Below are 17,940 nucleotides of genomic sequence, written 5' to 3'. Positions count from 1 at the left end.
CACGCCCAGGCGCATGAGGTGCGCCGATCGGAGGGATCCGTGGCTCTTGAGCGAAGAGCGGCGACCCGGCGGTGCGTTCAGTGCGCCGGGTCGGATCTCCGGATCAGTGAACGGCGACCTTGTGCTTGTAGGACTCGACATCGGCCCTGTGCTCGGCGGCGTCGTGCTCATCGAGCATGTCGGTGTCGTCGAAGGGATCCTCGCCGGAGAACACCCGGTCGGTCTGATCGCGGTTGATCTCCTTGACCCAGTGGCCGATGACCAGGGTGGCGACCGCGTTGCCCGAGAAGTTCGTCAGCGCGCGGGCTTCGGACATGAACCGGTCGACGGCGACGATCAGGCCGACACCGGGCACGAGGTCCGGGCGGTGCGAGGCAAGGCCACCGCCGAGGGTTGCGAGGCCGGCACCGGTGACGCCGGCGGCGCCCTTGGAGGCGACGATCATGAAGATCAGCAGGGACAGCTGCTCCGACCAGGACAGCGGGGTGCCGAGCGCGTTGCCGATGAACAGCGAGGCCATCGTCAGGTACATGGCGGTGCCGTCGAGGTTGAACGAGTAACCGGTCGGGACGACGATGCCGACGACGGGCCGGGAAACCCCGAGGTGCTCCATCTTGGCGATCAGCCGGGGCAGCGCCGTCTCGGACGACGAGGTCGCCACGATCAGCAGGTACTCCTGGCGCAGGTAGTACATCACCTTGAAGATCGAGAAGCCGGTGGTCAGCTTCAGCAGCGCACCGAGGATGATGACGACGAAGGCGACGCAGGTGGCGTAGAAGACGCCGACGAACAGGCTGAGCGCGCCGATGGCGGACCAACCGGCATTTCCGACCACACCGGCGATGGCACCGAATGCGCCGATCGGGGCGAGCCACATGATGCCGGCCAGGATCTTGAAGACCAGTCGCTGCAGGATGGTGATCGCATTCAGGATCGGCTCGCCCTTGCTGCCCAGCGCCTGCACGGCAAATCCGACCAGCAGTGCGACGAACAGTGCCTGCAGCACGCTGCCCATGGTGAGCGCGGAGAAGAGCGTGGTCGGGATGATGTCGATGATGAAGTTGCCCGACGATTCCACCTCCGGAACCGTGTAGGTCGCCGTCGAAGCGGCCGCCTGCAGGCTGTCACCCGGGTGGACCAGGTTGCCCACCAGCAATCCGAGACCCAGCGCGAAGGTGGACATCACGATGAAGTAGAGCAACGCGATACCGCCGACCTTGCCCACCTGGGAGGCCTTCCGGACGGAGCCGATGCCCAACACGATCGTGCAAAAGATGATCGGGCCGATCATCATCTTGATCAGGTTCACGAAGGCTGTGCCGATGACGGCGAGCCCGGCGGCCTGCTTACCGAAGATCAGGCCGACGGCGGTGCCGGCGATGACGGCCACGATGACGGCGATGTAGAGCCAGTGGGTGCTGACCTTTTTCCGCTTCTTCGGTACGTCGCTTCCGAGATCCGGTGGTGTGGACGACATGCTGGACATGGGCTCTCCTGGTGGTCGAGGGATCGGCTGTGATCGCTCCGAAAGCGTCTCGCGTACTGAGAGCCACGTCACCAATGAGTACATAACGAAACCAGTTACGGCTGACTTTTCTCGATGACCCCCAGAACATTTGCCGCAATGCTGTCCAATTCCGCCCGATCGGCCGTTTTCCATTTCGCCTTCAGGACGAAGCCGTCCCCGGGGAAACGCGGAAATACATGCAGGTGCACATGGAAGACCTCCTGACCGGCCGGCTCCCCGTCTGCCAGGAACAGGTTGACGCCGTCGCACCGCACACCGGAAGCGCGCAGCGCCGCGGCCAGTCGATGGGCGATCCGGAACATGCCCGCCCCGACCTCCGCCGGGAGGTCCGCCAGACCGACGTGATGCCTCTTCGGGATGACGAGCTGGTGGCCGGGCGTCACCGGATTGATGTCCAGCAAGGCCAGATACGCGTCGTCCTCGAACAAGCGGCTCGCTACGGCGCGACCGTCCACGATGGCGCAGAAGACGCAGCCCGCTGCGGAGCTGTCCTGCGGGCCTGCAGAAGTCATGCGCCCGATGATGCATCCAGCCTGGCACGTTGATCGTCGAAAACGTCCGCGATGGAGGTCAGTGTCGTGGTCAGCAGTCGCTCGTCCAAGGACATCGTCGCGGCCGCCCAGGACCGGTACGGCAAGCACCCGTCATTCCCCAACGGGCGGCTGCGCAACTACTGCACCTACACCAAGGTCGATCTCGAGGCGCGCGGAGAGATCGAGCGGGTCCGGTCCAGCGGCGCGCAACGGCTGCGGAGGACGGTGTCACCCGCTCGCCCTGCAGAAACCGATGGCACGCGGTGATCGGCTCGTTCAGCAGCCCTTCTCAGGCGTAACGCCGGTCAGCACAGCGACCGGGGTGGCGCCGTCGGTACTGTCTGCGGGCATGTCTCTTTTTTCCCGGCTCGGCGACGCCGTGCGGGCGGTCCTGCGACCTACGCCGAAGCCGCCCACGCGCACTGCGCCCGTCGGCGGCACTCAGGCGCCGTCGGCGCCAATCGAGTCCCCCGGTCAGGCGGGACCATCGGCGACCGTGGAGATCGACCCGCAGCGGATCGGAGCCGTGCGCATGACCTACTCACCGAGCCGGGACGGCGCACCGGACCCCGGGGAGATCGTCTGGACCTGGGTCCCGTTCGAGGAGCGCGACGGTCGCGGGAAGGACCGCCCCGTGCTGGTGGTCGCCGCCGAGAACGGCGGCACCTACCTGGGTGTGCAGCTGACCAGCAAGCCGCACCAGGGCAACACCGAGTTCGTGCCGATCGGATCCGGCGCATGGGACTCGGCCGGCCGCCCCTCCTGGGTCAACATCGACCGGGTGTTCCGGCTGCACCCCGCCGGCATGCGGCGGGAGACCGCCGGACTGCCCGCGCGGCCCTTCGACGTTGTGTCCGCCAGGCTGCGCGAGCGGTACGGCTGGCGCTGACCCGCCTTCGGCTACTCGTTACTCGGTGTCGCCGGCCCGTGCCCGGCGTTGTGCGCTCGCGCTGGCGTACAGGCAGATGGCCGCCGCTGTGGCCAGGTTGAGCGATTCCGCGCGACCATAGATCGGCACCCGCACCGCCTCGTCGGAGAGCACCAGCAGGTCCTCGGGCAAACCGTGTGCCTCGGATCCGAACAGCCAGGCCGTCGGGAGGTCGAGGATCCCGTCGGCGGCCGCCGCGTCGAGATCCAGCTCAGCGGCGCCGCTGGTGGCAAGGATCGACAGACCGGCCGTCGACAACTCGTCCAGCAGTGCCGCCGGGTCAGCCGCCTGGGCGATCGGCAGGTGGAAAAGGCTGCCCGCCGACGCCCTGATCGCCTTGGGGTTGAACGGGTCGACGGCGTTGCCGGCGACGATGACACCGTCCGCGCCCGCGGCGTCAGCGAGCCGGATGACGGTCCCGGCGTTGCCGGGATCCCCCGCCTCGACGAGCACGGCGATCAACCGCGGCCGGCCGGCGAGAACGTCGCTGACCGTGACCTGCGGATGCGCGCAGCGGACGACGATGCCCTGCGGGTGCACCGCGTCGGATAGCGACGCCGCCGCCCGCTCGGTGACCTGGGTGACCTCGATACCCGCGCCGAACGCCGCCCGGGCGAGCGTGGGGTGCTTCGCCGCGGCCGCCTCGGTCAGGAAGAGCTCAAGCACCTCACCCGGGTGGTCCCGGGCGTATTCGATCGCCTCGGTGACCGCAGGCGCGCCTTCGGCGAGGAACTCGCCGACCTCGGCGCGGCGGGAACGGCGGAGCAGCCGGTGTGCGGCGGCAATGCGCGGCGAACGCTCGGTGAGGACGGCCTCGTCGTGCACGCCGTCCGGGGTGTCCGCGTTGGTGGTGACGACAGCAGAACGCCCGGCCGACGAGGAGCCGGCCGGGCGTCGACGAGGGTCCTGCTGGGGGCTCAGGCCGCGTCCTGGGTCGAATCGGATCCGTCGGCGACGGCGGGCACCGCGTCACGGGCGACGACGACCAGCGCGGCGAACGCGGCTTCGTCGGACACCGCGAGCTCGGCCAGCACCTTGCGGTCGACCTCGACACCGGCGACCTTGAGGCCCTGCATGAAGCGGTTGTACGTCATCCCGTTCGCGCGGGCGGCCGCGTTGATCCGGGTGATCCAGAGCTTGCGGAAGTCGTTCTTCCGCTTGCGACGATCGTTGTAGGCGTAGGTGAGCGAGTGGAGACCCTGCTCCTTCGCCTTGCGGTACAGCCGGGAACGCTGCCCGCGGTAACCGCTGGCGCGCTCGAGAATGACGCGGCGCTTCTTCTGGGCGTTGACTGCCCTTTTCACTCTTGCCACGGGACACCTGACTTTCTACTTCGACCCGGCGATTGTGTGGTGCCGGGTTGCTGACTACGGGGGAAGGGCCGGTGGGCCCGTGGGAGCTAGATACCGAGGAGCTTGCGCATCCGCGGGACGTCGACCTTGGCGATCTCCTTGGATCCGTCCAGGCGACGCGTGCGGCTGGTGGGCTTGCTCTCCAGGTTGTGGCGCTTGCCGGATCCCGCGTGCATCAGCTTTCCGGAACCGGTGACCTTGACCCGCTTCTTGGTTCCGGAGTGCGTCTTGTTCTTCGGCATGGTGTTTCGCTCACATTCGCTGTCGTGGTGCTCGATCGGTGCTTGTTTCGTCTGGTGCTGGTCGTGCTTCGTGCCGGTCGTGCTGCGTGCTCGTGCGGCCCTCGGTGCTGCGTCTGCCGGTCGTGCGTCTGCCGGTCGTGCGCCTGCCGGTCGTTCGCCTGCCGTCCTGCGTCTGGCGGGCGTGCGTCGGCTGGTCCTGCGTTTGGCGGTACTGCCCCGGTCCGGGGACAGCCACCATCGTCACTCCGGCCGGCGGTCGTGACCTGGCGGTCACTCCCCGCGCGCTGACCGTCGCCGCACGGTTGAACTCACCGCGCTCACCGGCGCCGAAGCGCTGCTCCGGTCAGGAAGACGCGGCAGCCGGCTGTGCGTGCCGCTGGCTGGGCTTCTTGTGCGGCGCCAGAACCATGATCATGTTCCTGCCGTCCTGCTTGGGTGCGCTCTCCACGAACCCCAGCTCGGCGACATCGGCGGACAACCGCTGCAGCAGCCGGAAGCCCAGCTCCGGGCGGGACTGCTCCCGACCGCGGAACATGATGGTGACCTTGACCTTGTCCCCGGCGTTGAGGAAGCGAACGACGTGACCCTTCTTGGTCTCGTAGTCGTGCGCATCGATCTTCGGCCGGAGCTTCATTTCCTTGATGACCGTCAGGACCTGGTTCCGCCGGGCCTCCCTGGCCTTCTGCGCGCTCTCGTACTTGAACTTTCCGTAGTCCATGAGCTTGCAGACGGGCGGGCGAGCGTCCGGAGCAACTTCGACGAGATCGAGATCGGCGTCCTGCGCCAGTCGCAGGGCTTCGCCGATGGCGACGATGCCGATCTGTTCACCCTCGGCTCCGACGAGGCGAACCTCGGGAACGCGGATCCTGTCGTTAATGCGTGGTTCGACGCTGATTGAGTCCTCCTGGAAGACGGTTGATGACGGTGCCGCTCCCGGCAATCGCAGGTCCCGATCTCCGTGTGGCTCCACGAAAAAAGGCCCCTGCGAGTGAACTCGCGGGGCCCTTGTCGATCCGTCACAGTGCCCCGGGTAGGGGCGCGCGCCATCGACGTCTCCATCGATGGACCGGGACCCGGCTGCCGTGAGGCTGCTCGGGTGGGAGTCGGGCTCCACTTGTTCCCCCGCTTGCGCGAGAGCTAGTCGCACATGACAGCGTACACGGTGTGAGTACTCCCGAACGACCGACGACCGACAGTCCGCACAGTCACGTGTTTGGCGACTCCCCGACCAGCGATGATGCCAGCTTTGCGGCTGGTTCTGGTTCTGGTTCTGGTTCTGGTTCTGGTTCTGGTTCTGACGACAGGGTGGACACGGACCTCGGGGCCAGGGATCTGGTCGACATCCCCGCCGTCGAGGTGATCAGTCGCGCGGCCGTGCTGCTGATGAGCGCCGCCGCCGAACAGCTCGGGCTGGCGTCCGAGGATCCCGACCGGCCGGCGCACCGGGACCTGGACCAGGCTCGCACCCTGATCACCGCCCTGGCAGGGCTGATCAAGGCATCCGCCCCCGACCTGGGCCCGCACGCCGCCGCCTTCCGCGACGGGTTGGCCGGACTGCAGGGCGCGTTCCGCGAGTACTCGATCCATCCGGACGAGCCCGGGCGCGGGCCTGGGGAGTAATCGGATCGAACCCCTTCAGCGGCGGGTTCCCGTCCCTCCCGGCGGTTCGGTCGTGGCTTGGCCGGCTCAGCGTCCGTCGAGTGACGTCACAGCAGGGAAATTCTGCTCTGCGGGGCCTCAGGACCCTGCTCCTGTGGCACTGGGCCGGCCGCGAGGGCGGCCGCGAGGTCACTGGGGTGCTGCAGCCGCCCTACCGGGGATGGCCCGCTCCGCCCGCTGAGCCAAGACGCCGTCCGTCGTGTTCGAGCACCACCGCCCCGACCCGAGGACCGGTACTCAGTCGAGTGACGTCACAGCAGGGAAATTCTGCTCTGCAGGGCCGCCGGACCCTGCTCCTGTGGCAGTGGGCGCGGCCGCGAGGTCACTGGGGTGCTGCAGCCGTTCCTCCGGGGACTGCCCACCCCCCGCCCGCCGGGCCAAGACCCGGGGACCGGTTCTCCGTCGAGTGACGTCACAGCAGGGAAATTCTGCTCTGCGGGGCCTCAGGACCCTGCTCCTGTGGCAGTGGGCCGGCCGTCCGTCGGCGCAGGGCGGTGATCGTTGTGAGGATCGTCGAGATGACGTTCTGCGGGTGGTTGGCGAGCTGCTTCCAGGTGAAGTGCAGGACTGTCCAGCCCGCCTCGACGAACTCGTTGTGCCGAGCGCGGTCGGTCTCGAATGCCGCGGCATCACCATGGAACTCGCGGCCGTCCATCTCGATGGCGAGCTTGAGATCCTCCACAGCCACATCGGGATGACGGACGCCGCCGCGGAGGCGGACCGGTGGGTTGGCCGTCCAACCCTGCACGCCTGCCTCCACCAGGTGGCGATGCAGGACGCGCTCGCTGAACGCCCACGGGTTCGTCGAGACATCCGAGACTGCCAGGCGCGCAAGCGCTTGACCCCTGCGTCCGCGGCCACGTTCCAGTGATTGCGTCAGCCGCGGCGGGTCCGCTTTGCGCTGGCGCAGCGCGGCTTCCAGACGGTCAGCCTCGCCTTGCCGGGCCAGGTCCAGGCAGGTGCGAGGGACAGTCGTGACGCGAACCCAGTTCCGGAAGTCGGCGTCGCGCGGGTCAACAGTTCCGCGGACGACGGTGATGCCCCGGCGATCGGATCGCCGGGCCGGCGGCGTCACGATGACGGTGATTATCGTCGGCGGAGTCGCGGTCAACCCCCACCACCAGGCGGCCGCAGAGCCCGAGATGGCGGAGGCGTCGCCGGCCCACAACCAGGTCGCCCGTAGTCGGACAGCCGGATCGGCGGGATTCGCTGCGACGCCGTAGACGCTGGGGAGCAGCCGGGTCCATTTCCGTCGTCGCACCAGATCGTCGATGCGTGCACGTGACAGGCCGGCGGCAAGAGCCTGATCACGGCGGATCACTCCCTGCTGACCCCGAAGGAGGGCCTCAAGGCCGATCAAGCGGGCGAACGCCACCGGTTGCATGAACGGAGTACAGCCACCCGACCACGGGAAGGAGCTCCCAGCCATCCCGTTTGTGGACAGGTTGACGGATGGGGACAGCCGTTGCTCCTGCTGGCCAACCGGTCCGGTCGTCCAGTGCCGCACCAGCAGGGAAAACCAGCCGCTCCGCCGCCGAAAACCCTGCACAAACGACACTCGGCGCGCTGTCAGGGAGCCGGTGGGTTCAGCAGCAGGTGAGCTGCCGGACCTACAGCCCCGGTGTGCCGCCGGTGACCTGGCCTGCGTCGCGGTTCTTGGCGGCGCGACGCGCCGCGCGCGCCTCGATGTCCCGGTCGCGGGCGGCGGCCTTCTCGCGGTCGATGATCTCCAACCGGCCCAGCGGGCGGGCGAGGTCGTCTTCGGGGCGGTGGGCCGGCTGCGCGGGTCGAGGCGGGGGCGGACCGTATTGCGCCTGCAGCGCGCGGACCCGCTCGAGTGAGGTCACCGCACGCCCGCGATCCATTGCCTGGATCGCCATCACCGGCTTGACCTCGTCATCGGGCATCACCACCTGGGCCCACGGCGAACCCTGCGGATATCCGATCCGCAGGATCAACGACCAGGGGGTGAACTGCTCGGCGAGAACGTTCCGGATCCACAGGCCGTTGCGGTCGACGCGCAGCCGCGGCCGGGCCGCCGTCATGATCCCCGCGCCGAGCAGCAGCCCGACCCCGATCAACCCGATCTGGTCGGCGACGCGGAAGGGGACGCCCTCCTCCGAGTCCAGGAGCAACGCGCTGACCAGAATCATCACGCCGACCACGAGTGACGCGGCGATGCTGGCCATGATGGTGATCTTGCGGGGCCGCACTTGAAGCAGCACCGGCGCCCGCTGACCGTCCTCCGACCGACCGGTCAGAGACTCGTCGGATACCGAGTCCGGAGGCACGGAGTCCGCAGGCACCGAACTCACAGACATCGATTCCGAAGACACCGAGTCCGCAGACATCGAATTCGCAGACACCGAACCATCCAGAACCGACTCACCAGCCGACGAACCAGCCTCCGACGAACCACCAGGCTCCGAGCGGGCGGGCATCGGGGCAGCTGCGGCCGAATCGCCCGTCACCGACCCGTCGCCGGGGATGGGGTCGACCGGACCGGGGGTGCTCATCGACCGAATCCCATCCGACCGCTCGGACCGCGAAGGCCGCGAAGCACGAGCGCGGTGGTCAGCGCGGCAATCATCGCGTCCGCGCCCTTGTCCTCCTTCGATCCCGGGCCCCCGCTGCGCTCGACGGCCTGTTCCAGCGTGTCGCAGGTCAGCACACCGTTACCGACCGGGACGCCGGAATCCAGCGCGACCCGCGTCAGCCCGGCGGTGACGGAGTCACAGACGTACTCGAAATGCGGTGTGCCACCACGGATGACAACACCGAGCGCGACCACCGCATCGTGCGAGGTGGCCAAAGCCTGTGCCACCACCGGCAACTCGATCGCACCAGGGACCCGCACCACCGTCGGCGTCGTCGCACCGGCCTGGGTTGCCAACGCCACCGCCCGCTCCATCAGGGTGTCGGTGATGTCGGAGTGCCATGACGTCGCCACCACCCCGACCCGAAGTCCCTGCGCCGCAGGAATTGTCAGTGACGGCCGGCCCTCGCCGCTCATCGGTGCCACCCTTTCCGCCGCGCGTTCGCGGTCATCGCCATCCCTGTCCGGACTTCCCGGGGCACGACCGCCCCCGTCAAGATCTCCCCCGTCAGGACTTCCCCGACAGAAACTGACCCGATCGAGACTGACCCGATCGACACCGACCCGATCGATATCGACCCAGGCGCGGCGGACCCGATCGGGACCGCGGCCACGGACGTTCCGGTGAGGCCCGCCGTCATGCGTGGCCCTCGCCGTACAACACGTCCAGGCCCTCCAGCTCGTGACCCATCCGGTCGCGCTTGGTGGTCAGGTAGCGGACGTTCTCGGGGTTGACCGAAAGCGGCAGCGCGACCCGGCCGGTGATCGTCAGCCCGTACCCCTCGAGGCCGGCCCGTTTCGCCGGGTTGTTGGTCAGCAGTCGCATGGACTTAATGCCGAGATCGGCGAGCACCTGCGCGCCGGTTCCGTACTCGCGCGCGTCGCTCGGCAACCCGAGATTCAAGTTGGCGTCGACAGTGTCGGCGCCCCGGTCCTGCAATTCGTACGCCCGCAGCTTGTCCAGCAGGCCGATGCCGCGACCCTCGTGCCCGCGGATGTAGAGCACGACACCGCGGCCCTCGGCCGTGACGGCGTCAAGGGCGGCGTGCAGTTGCGGGCCGCAGTCACACCGCAGCGAACCCAGGACGTCACCGGTGAGGCATTCCGAATGCACTCTGACCAGCACATCCCCGCCGTCGCCGATGTCGCCGTGGACCAGCGCGATCAGCTCGCGGTTGGTGACCTTGCTGATGTAGCCGACCGCCTGAAACTCGCCCTGCGGCAACGGCAGCCGGGCCTGGGCGACCTTGCGGATCTGCACTTCCCGGCGCCGTCGGTAGGCGATCAGGTCGGCGATCGAGATCAGCGCCAGCCGGTGCCGGCGGGCGAAGACCCGCAGTTCGGGCAGCCGCGCCATGCTCCCGTCGTCGTTGACGATCTCGCACAGCGCACCGGCCGGCGAGAGACCGGCCAGCGTGGTCAGGTCGACGGCGGCCTCGGTGTGCCCAGGGCGGACCAGCACCCCACCCTCCCGGGCACGCAACGGAAACACGTGCCCCGGCCGGGTCAGATCGGCGGAGGTGCTGGCAGGATCGGCCAGCACCTTGATCGTCCGGGTCCGCTCGGCGGCCGAGATTCCCGTCGTGACATTGGCCTTCGCGTCAACCGTGACGGTGAAGGCGGTTCCCTTGCGGTCCTCGTTGACCCGGTACATCGGCGGCAGTTCCAGCCGGTCGCACATGTCGCCGGTCAATGCCACGCAGATGACGCCCGAGGAGTACCGGATGGTGAACGCCACCTGCTCCGGGGTGGTCAACTCGGCAGCGAAGATCAGATCGCCCTCGTTCTCCCGATCCTCGTCGTCGACGACGACGACGGCACGCCCGGCAGCGATCTCGGCGATCGCGAACTCGATGGTGTCGAAGCCGCTCGGCGTCTTCTCGCGAGCCGGGTTCCACACGGGTCGGGCGGGCTGGTCGGTCTCGTCGGCGTCGAACGGAATGCCGGCCCGGCCGTAGTCGCGGTCGTCCCTGACGGCTGCGGGCCCGGCACCCAGCGGGCCGACCGACGCGGGCGCCTTGACGGCGCCGCTGCTGTCGTCCCTGGTGCCGCCAACAGTGCCCGTCATGCCGACTCCTTCTCCAGCTCTGCACGGACGACCGGCGTTCCGACCGCCCCGGAGGTAAGCAGTCGCTCGACATACTTGGCCATCACATCGACCTCCAGGTTGACGGTCGTGCCGACCGGTGCGGCACCAATCGTGGTCGCGGACCGCGTCTCCGGGATGACCCCGATCCCGAACTCGGTGCCATCGTCGTTGTCCACGACATCGATCACCGTCAGCGAGACGCCGTCCACCGCGATCGCCCCCTTGGGCGCGAGGTAACGGGCGAGGTCGCGGCCGACCGCGATCCGGATCTCGTCGTACGCGGGGTGCGGGGTGCGAACGGTGAGTACGCCGGTGCCGTCGACGTGGCCCTGCACGATGTGCCCGCCGAGCCGGGTGGACGGGGTGACGGAGCGCTCGAGGTTGACCTCGTCGCCGGCCGACAGCGCGCCGATGGTCGACCGCCGCAGCGTCTCGGCCATGACATCCACCGTGAAGGTGTCGGCGGTGCGGTCGACGACCGTGAGACAGACGCCCGAGACGGCGATGGAGTCTCCGTGGCCGGCGTCCTCGGTCACCCGCGGCCCGCGGACGGTGAGCCGTGCTGACCCGGTGTCCGCGTCGTTGACCTGCAGGTCGACGACCGTCCCGCGTTCCTCGACAATCCCGGTGAACATTCGATTCCTTCCCTGTCGCCTGACTGCCTCGAGCTCCCGAGGCGCGACAGCACTCTCCATCCTCCCCCATTCCGGCGGACCGGCGACCCGACCTATCTCACAGGCGCCGGAGAGGACCGGCCGGGTCATCGCGGCCGGATGTGACCGGGCAGACGTCAGTCCGCGGGTTGGTGCGCGGCCGCGGTGGCCCGTAGTTGCTCGACCGCCAGAGCCGGGTCCTCCGCGGAGTAGACGGCCGACCCGGCGACGAAGCAGTCGGCGCCGGCGCCGGCGGCCTGCTCGATGGTGTCGGAATTGATGCCGCCGTCGACCTGGACGATCACCCGCAGGTGCCCGGTGCCGACCAGTGACCGGGCCCGCCGGACCTTGTCCATCATCTCTGGCATGAAGGACTGCCCACCGAAGCCGGGCTCGACCGTCATGACCAGCAGGGTGTCGTAGTGCTCGAGCACCTCGACCCAGTCATCGAGGGGTGTGCCGGGTTTCAGTGACAGCCCCGCCTTCGCGCCCGCGGCCCTGAGGTCCGCTGCCATCGCGATGGGGTCGGCGACCGCCTCGGCGTGCACCGTGACGTTGTACGCACCAGCCTCGGCGTACCCGACGGCCCACCGGTCCGGATCGGTGATCATGAGGTGGCAGTCGATCGGGATGTCGGTGGCCTTCAACAGCGACTTCACGACCGGCAGACCCAGCGTCAGATTCGGCACGAAGTGGTTGTCCATGACATCCACGTGCAGCCAGTCGGCACCCCGGACGGCCTCCGCCTCGTCGGCCAGGCGGGCGAAGTCGGCGGACAGGATGCTGGGTGCGATCAACGGCTTCACCCGTCGAGCGTAGCGAGCACCGCTCATCGGGAGCCGCGCCGGTGCGCCCGTCCGACAATGCTGCCACCGCACCGTGATTGCGCCGTGCATCGTTCGAACGCACCTTGCGTCTCACGACCTGCTGCCGGTCGGTCTCACCGGCGCCCCGGGTGCGAGCCGTCCCGTGCGGGCTCGGCGGCGGCCGCATGCGGGCCCATCCGGAAGACCGGCCACCCGATCTCGGTGCGCCAGGCCGCCGGGCGGTTGATGTCCCGTGGGCCGACGAGGTACCGCTCACGGACCGGGCCGGCCACCGACAGCGCGTTTGCCACCACCCAGGCGCCGAGCTCGCCGTAGGTCACGTCGATGTCGTCGTGCTCACCGACGTGGGTGGTGACGGCCAGTTCACCGGCCGGCAGGGTCTCCGGGTGGACGCGGCCCGTGCGCGGGGATTCCTCCGTCGGCAGGTAGACGAGGACATGCCCGCGTCCGTCCGCGAACAGCGAGTTGTCGTACAACCCGCCCGGGACGCCGGTCGGCGCGGTGACGACAGCGTCGAGCTCGGCCATCGCGCCCGCGAACCAGGCGAGGACCGCGTCGTGCTCCACCACGTCGTCGACCGCAGCCACCGTCGCGGCCGGTACGGCGCGCAGTTCGACGTCCAGCGGGGCCGGCTCCGGTTGCAGCAGACGGCGCAGCGACGCCACCGCGGCCCGGGTGCGGTCCAACTCCGACTCGAGCCGCCGCAGGTGATCGGCGACCAGAGCCGCACGCACCCCCGGGTCGGGAGAGCTCACGATGCGCTGGACGGCGGGCAGCGGTACGTCGAGCTCCCGCAACCGGTGGATGACCTGGGCCGTCGGGATCTGGTCCACGGTGTAGCTGCGGTACCCGGTGAACTGATCCACCGTGGCCGGTTCGAGCAGCCCTGCTTCGTGGTAGCGGCGCAACGTGCGCACGCTCAGATGAGTCAGCCGCGAGAACTCGCCGATTGCCAGCACGCCTGCAGTGTGCACTCTCCCCCAGCGGGAGAGTCCAGTGCTTGACCCTCCCCCTCGACGAGGTCGCAGGGTCGAGGAATGACGACACCTACCGGCATCCACCCCGCCCAGCTCCTTGCGACCATCCGCGGCTACCTCGCCGCGCACGCGGCCCGAGAGACAGACGCCGCGCTCCGCGCCTTCACGCCCACCGCCGTGGTAGTCGACGAGGGCCGTTCCTTCCACGGGACCGTGGAGATCCTCGGCTTCCTGCAGGCGGCCGGAGCCCAGTTCAGCTACACGACCGAGCTGACCAGCGCTGAACAGCTCGACGACGCACGCTGGGTCGCCACCAACCGCCTAACGGGCGATTTCCCGGGCGGCGTTGCCGACCTGGACTACCGCTTCACGATGCACGGGGACCTCATCGCCGAACTGGTGATCGCTCCCCGGCCCACCGACGCGACTTCAACAGACGCGACTCCGGCAGCCCTGGCCTCAACAGACGCCACCCCAACAGACGCGACCCCAACAGACGCGACCAAGCCCACGGTGGTGCTCGTCCACGGGGCCTTCGCCGACTCGTCCAGCTGGAACGGCGTGATCGCCCCGCTCCGCGAAGAAGGCTATCCGGTGATCGCGGTCGCGAACCCGCTCCGTGCCCTGGACCGCGACGCCGAGTACCTGCGCACCGTTCTCGACTCCGTTGACGGGCCGATCGTGATCGCCGGCCACTCCTACGGCGGGAGCGTGATGAGTGAGGCCGCGGACGGAAACCCGAACGTCAAGGCCCTGGTGTACGTCGCCAGCTTCCTGCTCGAGGCCGGCGAGAGCACAGCCGAACTGGCCGCCAAGTTCCCGGGAGCAGAGCTCGGGGCGGCCCTGAACCAGATTCCCTTCACCGCCGCGGACGGCGCGACGGCCGCCGACCTGTTCATCGAGCAGGACAGGTTCCGACAGGTGTTCGCCGCCGACGTCGCCCCCGAGGTCGCGTCCCTGATGGCCGTCACCCAGCGGCCCATCGTCGCCGACGCCCTCGAGGGGAAGGCCACCCGCACTGCCTGGAAGAGCATCCTGTCGTGGACGATGGTCACCCTGCGAGACCTCGCCATCCCCGCAGACTCGATGCGGTTCATGGCGGAGCGGGCCGGGTCCCGCATCGTCGAGATCGATGCCTCCCATGCCGTGACCGTTTCGCAGCCCCGCGCCGTCGCCGAGCTGATCGTCGATGCCGCGCGGGCGACGACGGGCTGAGCGCGGGGTCAGCCGTGCTTGCGCAGCAGAGCCAGGAACATCCCGTCGGTGCCGTGCCGATGCGGCCACAGCTGCACCGTCGGGCCGTCACCCAGGTCCGGCACACCCGGAAGGAATGGGCGGGCGTCGATCAGCTCGAGGTCGCCGGGGCGCCGACCGATGACGCCGACGGTCTCGGCCAGGTGCGGCGAGCACGTGACGTACGCGACGACACCGCCCGGCCGCACCATCCGCGCGGCCGACTCGAGAAGCTCCCGTTGGAGTTTCACCAACGGTGCGACGTCGGACGGCTGCCGGCGCCACCGCGCCTCCGGCCGCCGGCGCAGCGCCCCGAGCCCGGTGCACGGGGCGTCCAGGAGCACCCGGTCGTAGGACGCGGGAGGCAGCCCGGGATCCCGGCCGTCGGCGGTGTGCACCGTGACGGGCAGGCCACGGACGGTCTGCCGCACCAGGTCGGCCCGGTGCGGGGTGATCTCCACCGCGTCCAGCACGGCGGCCCGCTCGGCGGCGATGGCACCGAGCAGGCCGGCCTTGCCGCCCGGCCCGGCGGCCAGGTCCAGCCAGCGCTCATCGGGACCGGTCAACGGCGCCGTCGCCAGCGCCGTCGCGACGAGTTGTGAGCCCTCGTCCTGCACGGCGGCCCTGCCCTCGGCGACCGCTCTGATGTCGCCGGGGTCGCCGCCGTCGAGGTAGACGCCGTACGGCGAGTAGAGCGCGGGCAGGCCGCCGGAGGCCGCGACGAGCTCGTCCTGGGTGATCCGGCCGGGCCGTGCGACCAGGTGCACGGCCGGCGGCTGGTCATCGGCGCGCAGGGCGTCGATCAGCTCCGGGTGCGGTCCGCCGTCGGCGGATCCGCCGAGCGATTCCTGCAGCGCCGCGACGATCCAGCGCGGGTGGGAGACCGCCATCGCAAGGTGGCCGAGCGGGTCCTGCCGCTCGTCCGGAGCGAGTCGCTCGATCCAGGTGTCCAGGTCGGCCTCGCTGATCCGTCGCAGCACGGCATTGACATAGCCTGCGCCGCCTGGCTTTTCGCTCGCCCTGACCAGATCGACGGTGGCCGAGACGGCGGCGTGCGGCGGGATCCTGGTGCGCAGGATCTGGTAAGCACCGAGCCTCAACGCGTCCAGGACGATCCCGTCGAGATCGGCGATCGGCCGGTCACCGCAGGCGGAGATGACGGCATCGAGCTGACCCAGCGCCCGGCAGCTGCCGTACGACAGCTCGGTCGCCAGCGCGGCGTCACGGCCGGACAGCCCGCGGTCGTTGAGGATGCCCGGCAGGGTCAGGTTGGCGTAGGCACCACGGGACCGCACCGCCCCGAGCAGATCGAGGGCGGCCTGCCGGGCTGCGTCGGGCTGCGGTGGGCGCTGGGTCTGCGGGCGGCGCGGCGGTCCGCTGGAACCCCGCCGGCGACCGCGGTCGGGTTGGCCGGCGGCCGGTCTGCGCCGCTGGCCGCCGCGCCCCGCGCCGCCGTGTCCTGCGCCGCCGTGCCCCGAGCCGGGAGTCGTCATGAGAGCACCGTCCCTGGTTTCGGCCGGACGCCGCGGGCCCAGTCGGCGGCGGCCATCGCGCGCCGCCCCGGCGGGGTCAGGACGCCGAGCCGCACCGCGGACGTCACCGTCCCGACCAGCACCTCGGCCTTGCCGACCGCCAGTTCCCCCGGTGCCAGATCGGTGCGGTCGGTCACCTGCACCGGACCGAGAACCATCCGGCCCCAAGGTGTTTCAGCCCATGCGCCGGGTTCCGGGGTGGCGGAGCGGATCAACCGATCGATGGCGACCGCCGGATTTGACCACAGCACGCGGGCGTCGGCAGCGGTGACCTTTCCGGCGTACGACACGCCGTCACCGGACTGCGGCCGCGCCTGCAGGGTGCCGTTCTCGATGCCGTCCAGCGTCGCCAGCAGCAGCGCGGCGCCGGAGACGGCCAGCCGGCCGAGCAGGTCGCCCGCCGTGTCGGTGGGCCGGACCTCCTCGGTGACGATGCCGTAGACCGGGCCGGTGTCCATGCCCTCCTCCAGCCGGAAGGTGGTGGCGCCGGTGATGTCGTCACCGGCCCGGATCGCGGCCTGGACGGGGCTGGCGCCTCGCCAGGCAGGCAGCAGGGAGAAGTGCAGGTTGACCCATCCGTGCGGCGGCACGTCGAGGACGGGCCGGGGCAGCAGCGCGCCGTAGGCGACGACGGCGGCCGCGTCCGGTCGCAGTTCACAGAGTTCGGCCGCGAACTCCGGAGCCCTCGCCGAGGCCGGTGTCAGCACCGGGACGCCGGCCTCGGCGGCCAGCTCGCCCACCGGTGACGGGCTCAGCGTGCGGCCGCGGCCCCGACGGGCGGGCGGCCGGGTGACGACACCGACGACCTCGTGGGTCGATGAGAGCAACGCCGCCAGGGATGGCACGGCCGGTGCCGGGGTGCCGGCGAAGACAATGCGCAGGGGGTCCTGCCTTCCGGTCGGGACCACCTGATGTGATCGACTCGAGGGACGGGATGGCTCGGTAGACGATCGGCCGCCGACCGATCGGCCGCACCGGGCCACCCGTGAGTCTACGAAGGAAAGGGCCCCGCCCATGACGGCGATCTCCCCTGACGGCCGCCCGCTCATCGGGAGGACCGTCCGGCTCGAGCTGCTGACCTCGGCGGACGGGCCGGCGCTGTTCACAGCGCTGGACGACGCCCGGGTGTACGCGGCCGGTTTCGGTGGCGGACCGGCCGGCCGGCCCACGTCGGTGACGGACGCGCGGCGATGGGTGGACGATGCCGTGGCCGACGCCCGGAAGGCGGCGTCCTACGTCGTGCGGCTCGTCTCGGACGGGCCGCTCGGCGCCGCCGGCAGCGTCGTCGGGACGTCGTCCCTGGGCGATCAGTCGCTGACCGACGAGCGGATCCACCTGGGCTGGACGGCGTACGCACCGGCGGTCTGGGCCACCGCCGTCAACCCGGAGTGCAAGCTGCTGCTCCTCGGCCATGCCTTCGACGACTGCGGTTTCGGCCGGGTGAAGATCCAGACCGACGTGATCAACTCCCGCTCGCAGTCGGCGATCGCCCGGTTGGGCGCGGTCCGCGAGGGGGTGCTGCGCAGGCACCAGCGCCGGGCCGACGGTACCTTCCGGGACACCGTCGTGTACTCGATCCTGAAGGACGAGTGGCCGGGCGTCCGGGACGGGTTGCAGGCCCGGCTGGGCGCGTCGGGTTATCGGCGCGGGTGAGGCCACCACCGCCCAGCTTGCGCTGCTCACGAAACGTCCCGTCACTCTCGCCGCGTATGCCTTCCGCATGCTGCAGAGTGAGCAACCGACCTACGCAAGAGCGGCGCGCAACATCACGAGGAACCGCCCCGCGCACGC

20 protein-coding genes are annotated in these 17,940 nt (G+C 69.9%); 5 read left to right on the top strand and 15 right to left on the bottom strand.

All coding sequences use genetic code 11. The annotated features are described in order from the left end of the window. Nucleotides 1-103: 103 nt before the first annotated feature. Nucleotides 104-1,486 carry a cation:dicarboxylate symporter family transporter gene (locus ACVBEQ_RS19730; RefSeq protein WP_447155006.1) on the bottom strand — a complete coding sequence of 461 codons (1,383 nt, stop codon included), beginning with the start codon at nucleotides 1,484-1,486 and terminating at the stop codon, nucleotides 104-106. Nucleotides 1,487-1,581: 95 nt separating this feature from the next. After that, nucleotides 1,582-2,040 carry an HIT family protein gene (locus ACVBEQ_RS19725; RefSeq protein WP_447155005.1) on the bottom strand — a complete coding sequence of 153 codons (459 nt, stop codon included), beginning with the start codon at nucleotides 2,038-2,040 and terminating at the stop codon, nucleotides 1,582-1,584. A gap of 51 nt (nucleotides 2,041-2,091) precedes the next feature. Between ACVBEQ_RS19725 and ACVBEQ_RS19720 the strand changes: the two genes are divergently transcribed. Both ACVBEQ_RS19720 and ACVBEQ_RS19715 read left to right on the top strand, forming a co-directional pair. Further along, nucleotides 2,092-2,328, top strand: a complete 237-nt coding sequence (locus ACVBEQ_RS19720; RefSeq protein ID WP_473163193.1) for a DUF6958 family protein — start codon at nucleotides 2,092-2,094, stop codon at nucleotides 2,326-2,328. Nucleotides 2,329-2,410: 82 nt separating this feature from the next. Continuing rightward, entirely contained in the window at nucleotides 2,411-2,950 is a 540-nt protein-coding gene (locus tag ACVBEQ_RS19715; RefSeq protein WP_447155003.1) for a type II toxin-antitoxin system PemK/MazF family toxin, read from the top strand. A gap of 18 nt (nucleotides 2,951-2,968) precedes the next feature. Here ACVBEQ_RS19715 and ACVBEQ_RS19710 read toward each other — a convergent pair whose 3' ends face one another. The 4 genes from ACVBEQ_RS19710 to infC form a co-directional block, all read right to left on the bottom strand. Further along, nucleotides 2,969-3,814 (bottom strand): TrmH family RNA methyltransferase, encoded by an 846-nt coding sequence (locus tag ACVBEQ_RS19710; protein WP_447155002.1) that lies wholly within the window; start codon nucleotides 3,812-3,814, stop codon nucleotides 2,969-2,971. A 92-nt stretch (nucleotides 3,815-3,906) separates the two neighbouring features. After that, complete coding sequence (rplT, locus tag ACVBEQ_RS19705) at nucleotides 3,907-4,302, bottom strand: 50S ribosomal protein L20 (RefSeq protein WP_447155001.1); 396 nt, start codon at nucleotides 4,300-4,302, stop codon at nucleotides 3,907-3,909. 86 nt (nucleotides 4,303-4,388) lie between these two features. Continuing rightward, nucleotides 4,389-4,583 (bottom strand): 50S ribosomal protein L35, encoded by a 195-nt coding sequence (gene rpmI / locus ACVBEQ_RS19700; protein WP_447155000.1) that lies wholly within the window; start codon nucleotides 4,581-4,583, stop codon nucleotides 4,389-4,391. Nucleotides 4,584-4,926: 343 nt separating this feature from the next. Then, entirely contained in the window at nucleotides 4,927-5,478 is a 552-nt protein-coding gene (gene infC, locus ACVBEQ_RS19695; RefSeq protein WP_447155033.1) for a translation initiation factor IF-3, read from the bottom strand. Nucleotides 5,479-5,888: 410 nt separating this feature from the next. Between infC and ACVBEQ_RS19690 the strand changes: the two genes are divergently transcribed. After that, nucleotides 5,889-6,203 carry a DUF1844 domain-containing protein gene (locus tag ACVBEQ_RS19690; protein WP_447154999.1) on the top strand — a complete coding sequence of 105 codons (315 nt, stop codon included), beginning with the start codon at nucleotides 5,889-5,891 and terminating at the stop codon, nucleotides 6,201-6,203. A gap of 451 nt (nucleotides 6,204-6,654) precedes the next feature. Here the strand turns inward: ACVBEQ_RS19690 and ACVBEQ_RS19685 are convergent, their stop codons facing one another. From ACVBEQ_RS19685 to ACVBEQ_RS19655, 7 genes are all read right to left on the bottom strand, one after another. After that, nucleotides 6,655-7,617 carry a DUF559 domain-containing protein gene (locus ACVBEQ_RS19685; protein WP_447154998.1) on the bottom strand — a complete coding sequence of 321 codons (963 nt, stop codon included), beginning with the start codon at nucleotides 7,615-7,617 and terminating at the stop codon, nucleotides 6,655-6,657. Nucleotides 7,618-7,852: 235 nt separating this feature from the next. Continuing rightward, nucleotides 7,853-8,431, bottom strand: coding sequence for a PH domain-containing protein (locus ACVBEQ_RS19680; protein ID WP_447154997.1), 579 nt, complete (start codon nucleotides 8,429-8,431; stop codon nucleotides 7,853-7,855). Nucleotides 8,432-8,754: 323 nt separating this feature from the next. Then, nucleotides 8,755-9,255 (bottom strand): 6,7-dimethyl-8-ribityllumazine synthase, encoded by a 501-nt coding sequence (gene ribH / locus ACVBEQ_RS19675; protein WP_447154996.1) that lies wholly within the window; start codon nucleotides 9,253-9,255, stop codon nucleotides 8,755-8,757. A 220-nt stretch (nucleotides 9,256-9,475) separates the two neighbouring features. Next, entirely contained in the window at nucleotides 9,476-10,906 is a 1,431-nt protein-coding gene (locus ACVBEQ_RS19670) for a bifunctional 3,4-dihydroxy-2-butanone-4-phosphate synthase/GTP cyclohydrolase II (protein WP_447154995.1), read from the bottom strand. After that, entirely contained in the window at nucleotides 10,903-11,562 is a 660-nt protein-coding gene (locus ACVBEQ_RS19665) for a riboflavin synthase (protein WP_447154994.1), read from the bottom strand. Before ACVBEQ_RS19665 ends, ACVBEQ_RS19670 begins: the two co-directional genes overlap by 4 nt. 155 nt (nucleotides 11,563-11,717) lie before the next feature. Next, nucleotides 11,718-12,377: a ribulose-phosphate 3-epimerase gene (gene rpe, locus ACVBEQ_RS19660; RefSeq protein WP_447155032.1), complete on the bottom strand. Its 660-nt coding sequence runs from the start codon at nucleotides 12,375-12,377 to the stop codon at nucleotides 11,718-11,720. A 143-nt stretch (nucleotides 12,378-12,520) separates the two neighbouring features. Next, nucleotides 12,521-13,366 (bottom strand): MerR family transcriptional regulator, encoded by an 846-nt coding sequence (locus tag ACVBEQ_RS19655; protein ID WP_447154993.1) that lies wholly within the window; start codon nucleotides 13,364-13,366, stop codon nucleotides 12,521-12,523. A 390-nt stretch (nucleotides 13,367-13,756) separates the two neighbouring features. Here ACVBEQ_RS19655 and ACVBEQ_RS19650 point away from each other — a divergent pair, with 390 nt between their 5' ends. Then, nucleotides 13,757-14,599, top strand: a complete 843-nt coding sequence (locus ACVBEQ_RS19650) for an alpha/beta fold hydrolase (RefSeq protein WP_447155031.1) — start codon at nucleotides 13,757-13,759, stop codon at nucleotides 14,597-14,599. Between the two features lie 8 nt (nucleotides 14,600-14,607). On the opposite strand, the gene ACVBEQ_RS19645 is transcribed toward ACVBEQ_RS19650, so the two are convergent. Together ACVBEQ_RS19645 and fmt are read right to left on the bottom strand one after the other, a co-directional pair. Continuing rightward, nucleotides 14,608-16,110, bottom strand: a complete 1,503-nt coding sequence (locus tag ACVBEQ_RS19645; protein WP_447154992.1) for an RsmB/NOP family class I SAM-dependent RNA methyltransferase — start codon at nucleotides 16,108-16,110, stop codon at nucleotides 14,608-14,610. Then, on the bottom strand, nucleotides 16,107-17,030 hold the full coding sequence (gene fmt / locus ACVBEQ_RS19640; protein WP_447155030.1) for a methionyl-tRNA formyltransferase: 924 nt from the start codon (nucleotides 17,028-17,030) through the stop codon (nucleotides 16,107-16,109). The genes ACVBEQ_RS19645 and fmt overlap by 4 nt, the downstream gene beginning before the upstream one ends. A gap of 133 nt (nucleotides 17,031-17,163) precedes the next feature. On the opposite strand from fmt, the gene ACVBEQ_RS19635 reads away from it, so the two are divergent. Next, complete coding sequence (locus tag ACVBEQ_RS19635) at nucleotides 17,164-17,802, top strand: GNAT family N-acetyltransferase (RefSeq protein ID WP_447154991.1); 639 nt, start codon at nucleotides 17,164-17,166, stop codon at nucleotides 17,800-17,802. The last annotated feature ends 138 nt before the right edge of the window (nucleotides 17,803-17,940 follow it).

The organism is Nakamurella sp. GG22 (assembly GCF_052976845.2).
This window is presented reverse-complemented; position numbering and strand designations above follow the sequence as displayed.

What these genes read in the sequence shown, in the direction of transcription:
- ribH (WP_447154996.1), bottom strand. Translation starts at nt 9,255, where the DNA reads ATGAGCGGCGAGGGCCGGCCGTCACTGACAATTCCTGCGGCGCAGGGA.
- ACVBEQ_RS19720 (WP_473163193.1), top strand. Translation starts at nt 2,092, where the DNA reads ATGGAGGTCAGTGTCGTGGTCAGCAGTCGCTCGTCCAAGGACATCGTC.
- ACVBEQ_RS19680 (WP_447154997.1), bottom strand. Translation starts at nt 8,431, where the DNA reads ATGGCCAGCATCGCCGCGTCACTCGTGGTCGGCGTGATGATTCTGGTC.
- ACVBEQ_RS19650 (WP_447155031.1), top strand. Translation starts at nt 13,757, where the DNA reads ATGCACGGGGACCTCATCGCCGAACTGGTGATCGCTCCCCGGCCCACC.
- ACVBEQ_RS19715 (WP_447155003.1), top strand. Translation starts at nt 2,411, where the DNA reads ATGTCTCTTTTTTCCCGGCTCGGCGACGCCGTGCGGGCGGTCCTGCGA.
- ACVBEQ_RS19665 (WP_447154994.1), bottom strand. Translation starts at nt 11,562, where the DNA reads ATGTTCACCGGGATTGTCGAGGAACGCGGGACGGTCGTCGACCTGCAG.
- ACVBEQ_RS19725 (WP_447155005.1), bottom strand. Translation starts at nt 2,040, where the DNA reads ATGACTTCTGCAGGCCCGCAGGACAGCTCCGCAGCGGGCTGCGTCTTC.
- ACVBEQ_RS19730 (WP_447155006.1), bottom strand. Translation starts at nt 1,486, where the DNA reads ATGTCCAGCATGTCGTCCACACCACCGGATCTCGGAAGCGACGTACCG.
- ACVBEQ_RS19670 (WP_447154995.1), bottom strand. Translation starts at nt 10,906, where the DNA reads ATGACGGGCACTGTTGGCGGCACCAGGGACGACAGCAGCGGCGCCGTC.
- ACVBEQ_RS19645 (WP_447154992.1), bottom strand. Translation starts at nt 16,110, where the DNA reads ATGACGACTCCCGGCTCGGGGCACGGCGGCGCAGGACACGGCGGCGCG.
- rpmI (WP_447155000.1), bottom strand. Translation starts at nt 4,583, where the DNA reads ATGCCGAAGAACAAGACGCACTCCGGAACCAAGAAGCGGGTCAAGGTC.
- ACVBEQ_RS19635 (WP_447154991.1), top strand. Translation starts at nt 17,164, where the DNA reads ATGACGGCGATCTCCCCTGACGGCCGCCCGCTCATCGGGAGGACCGTC.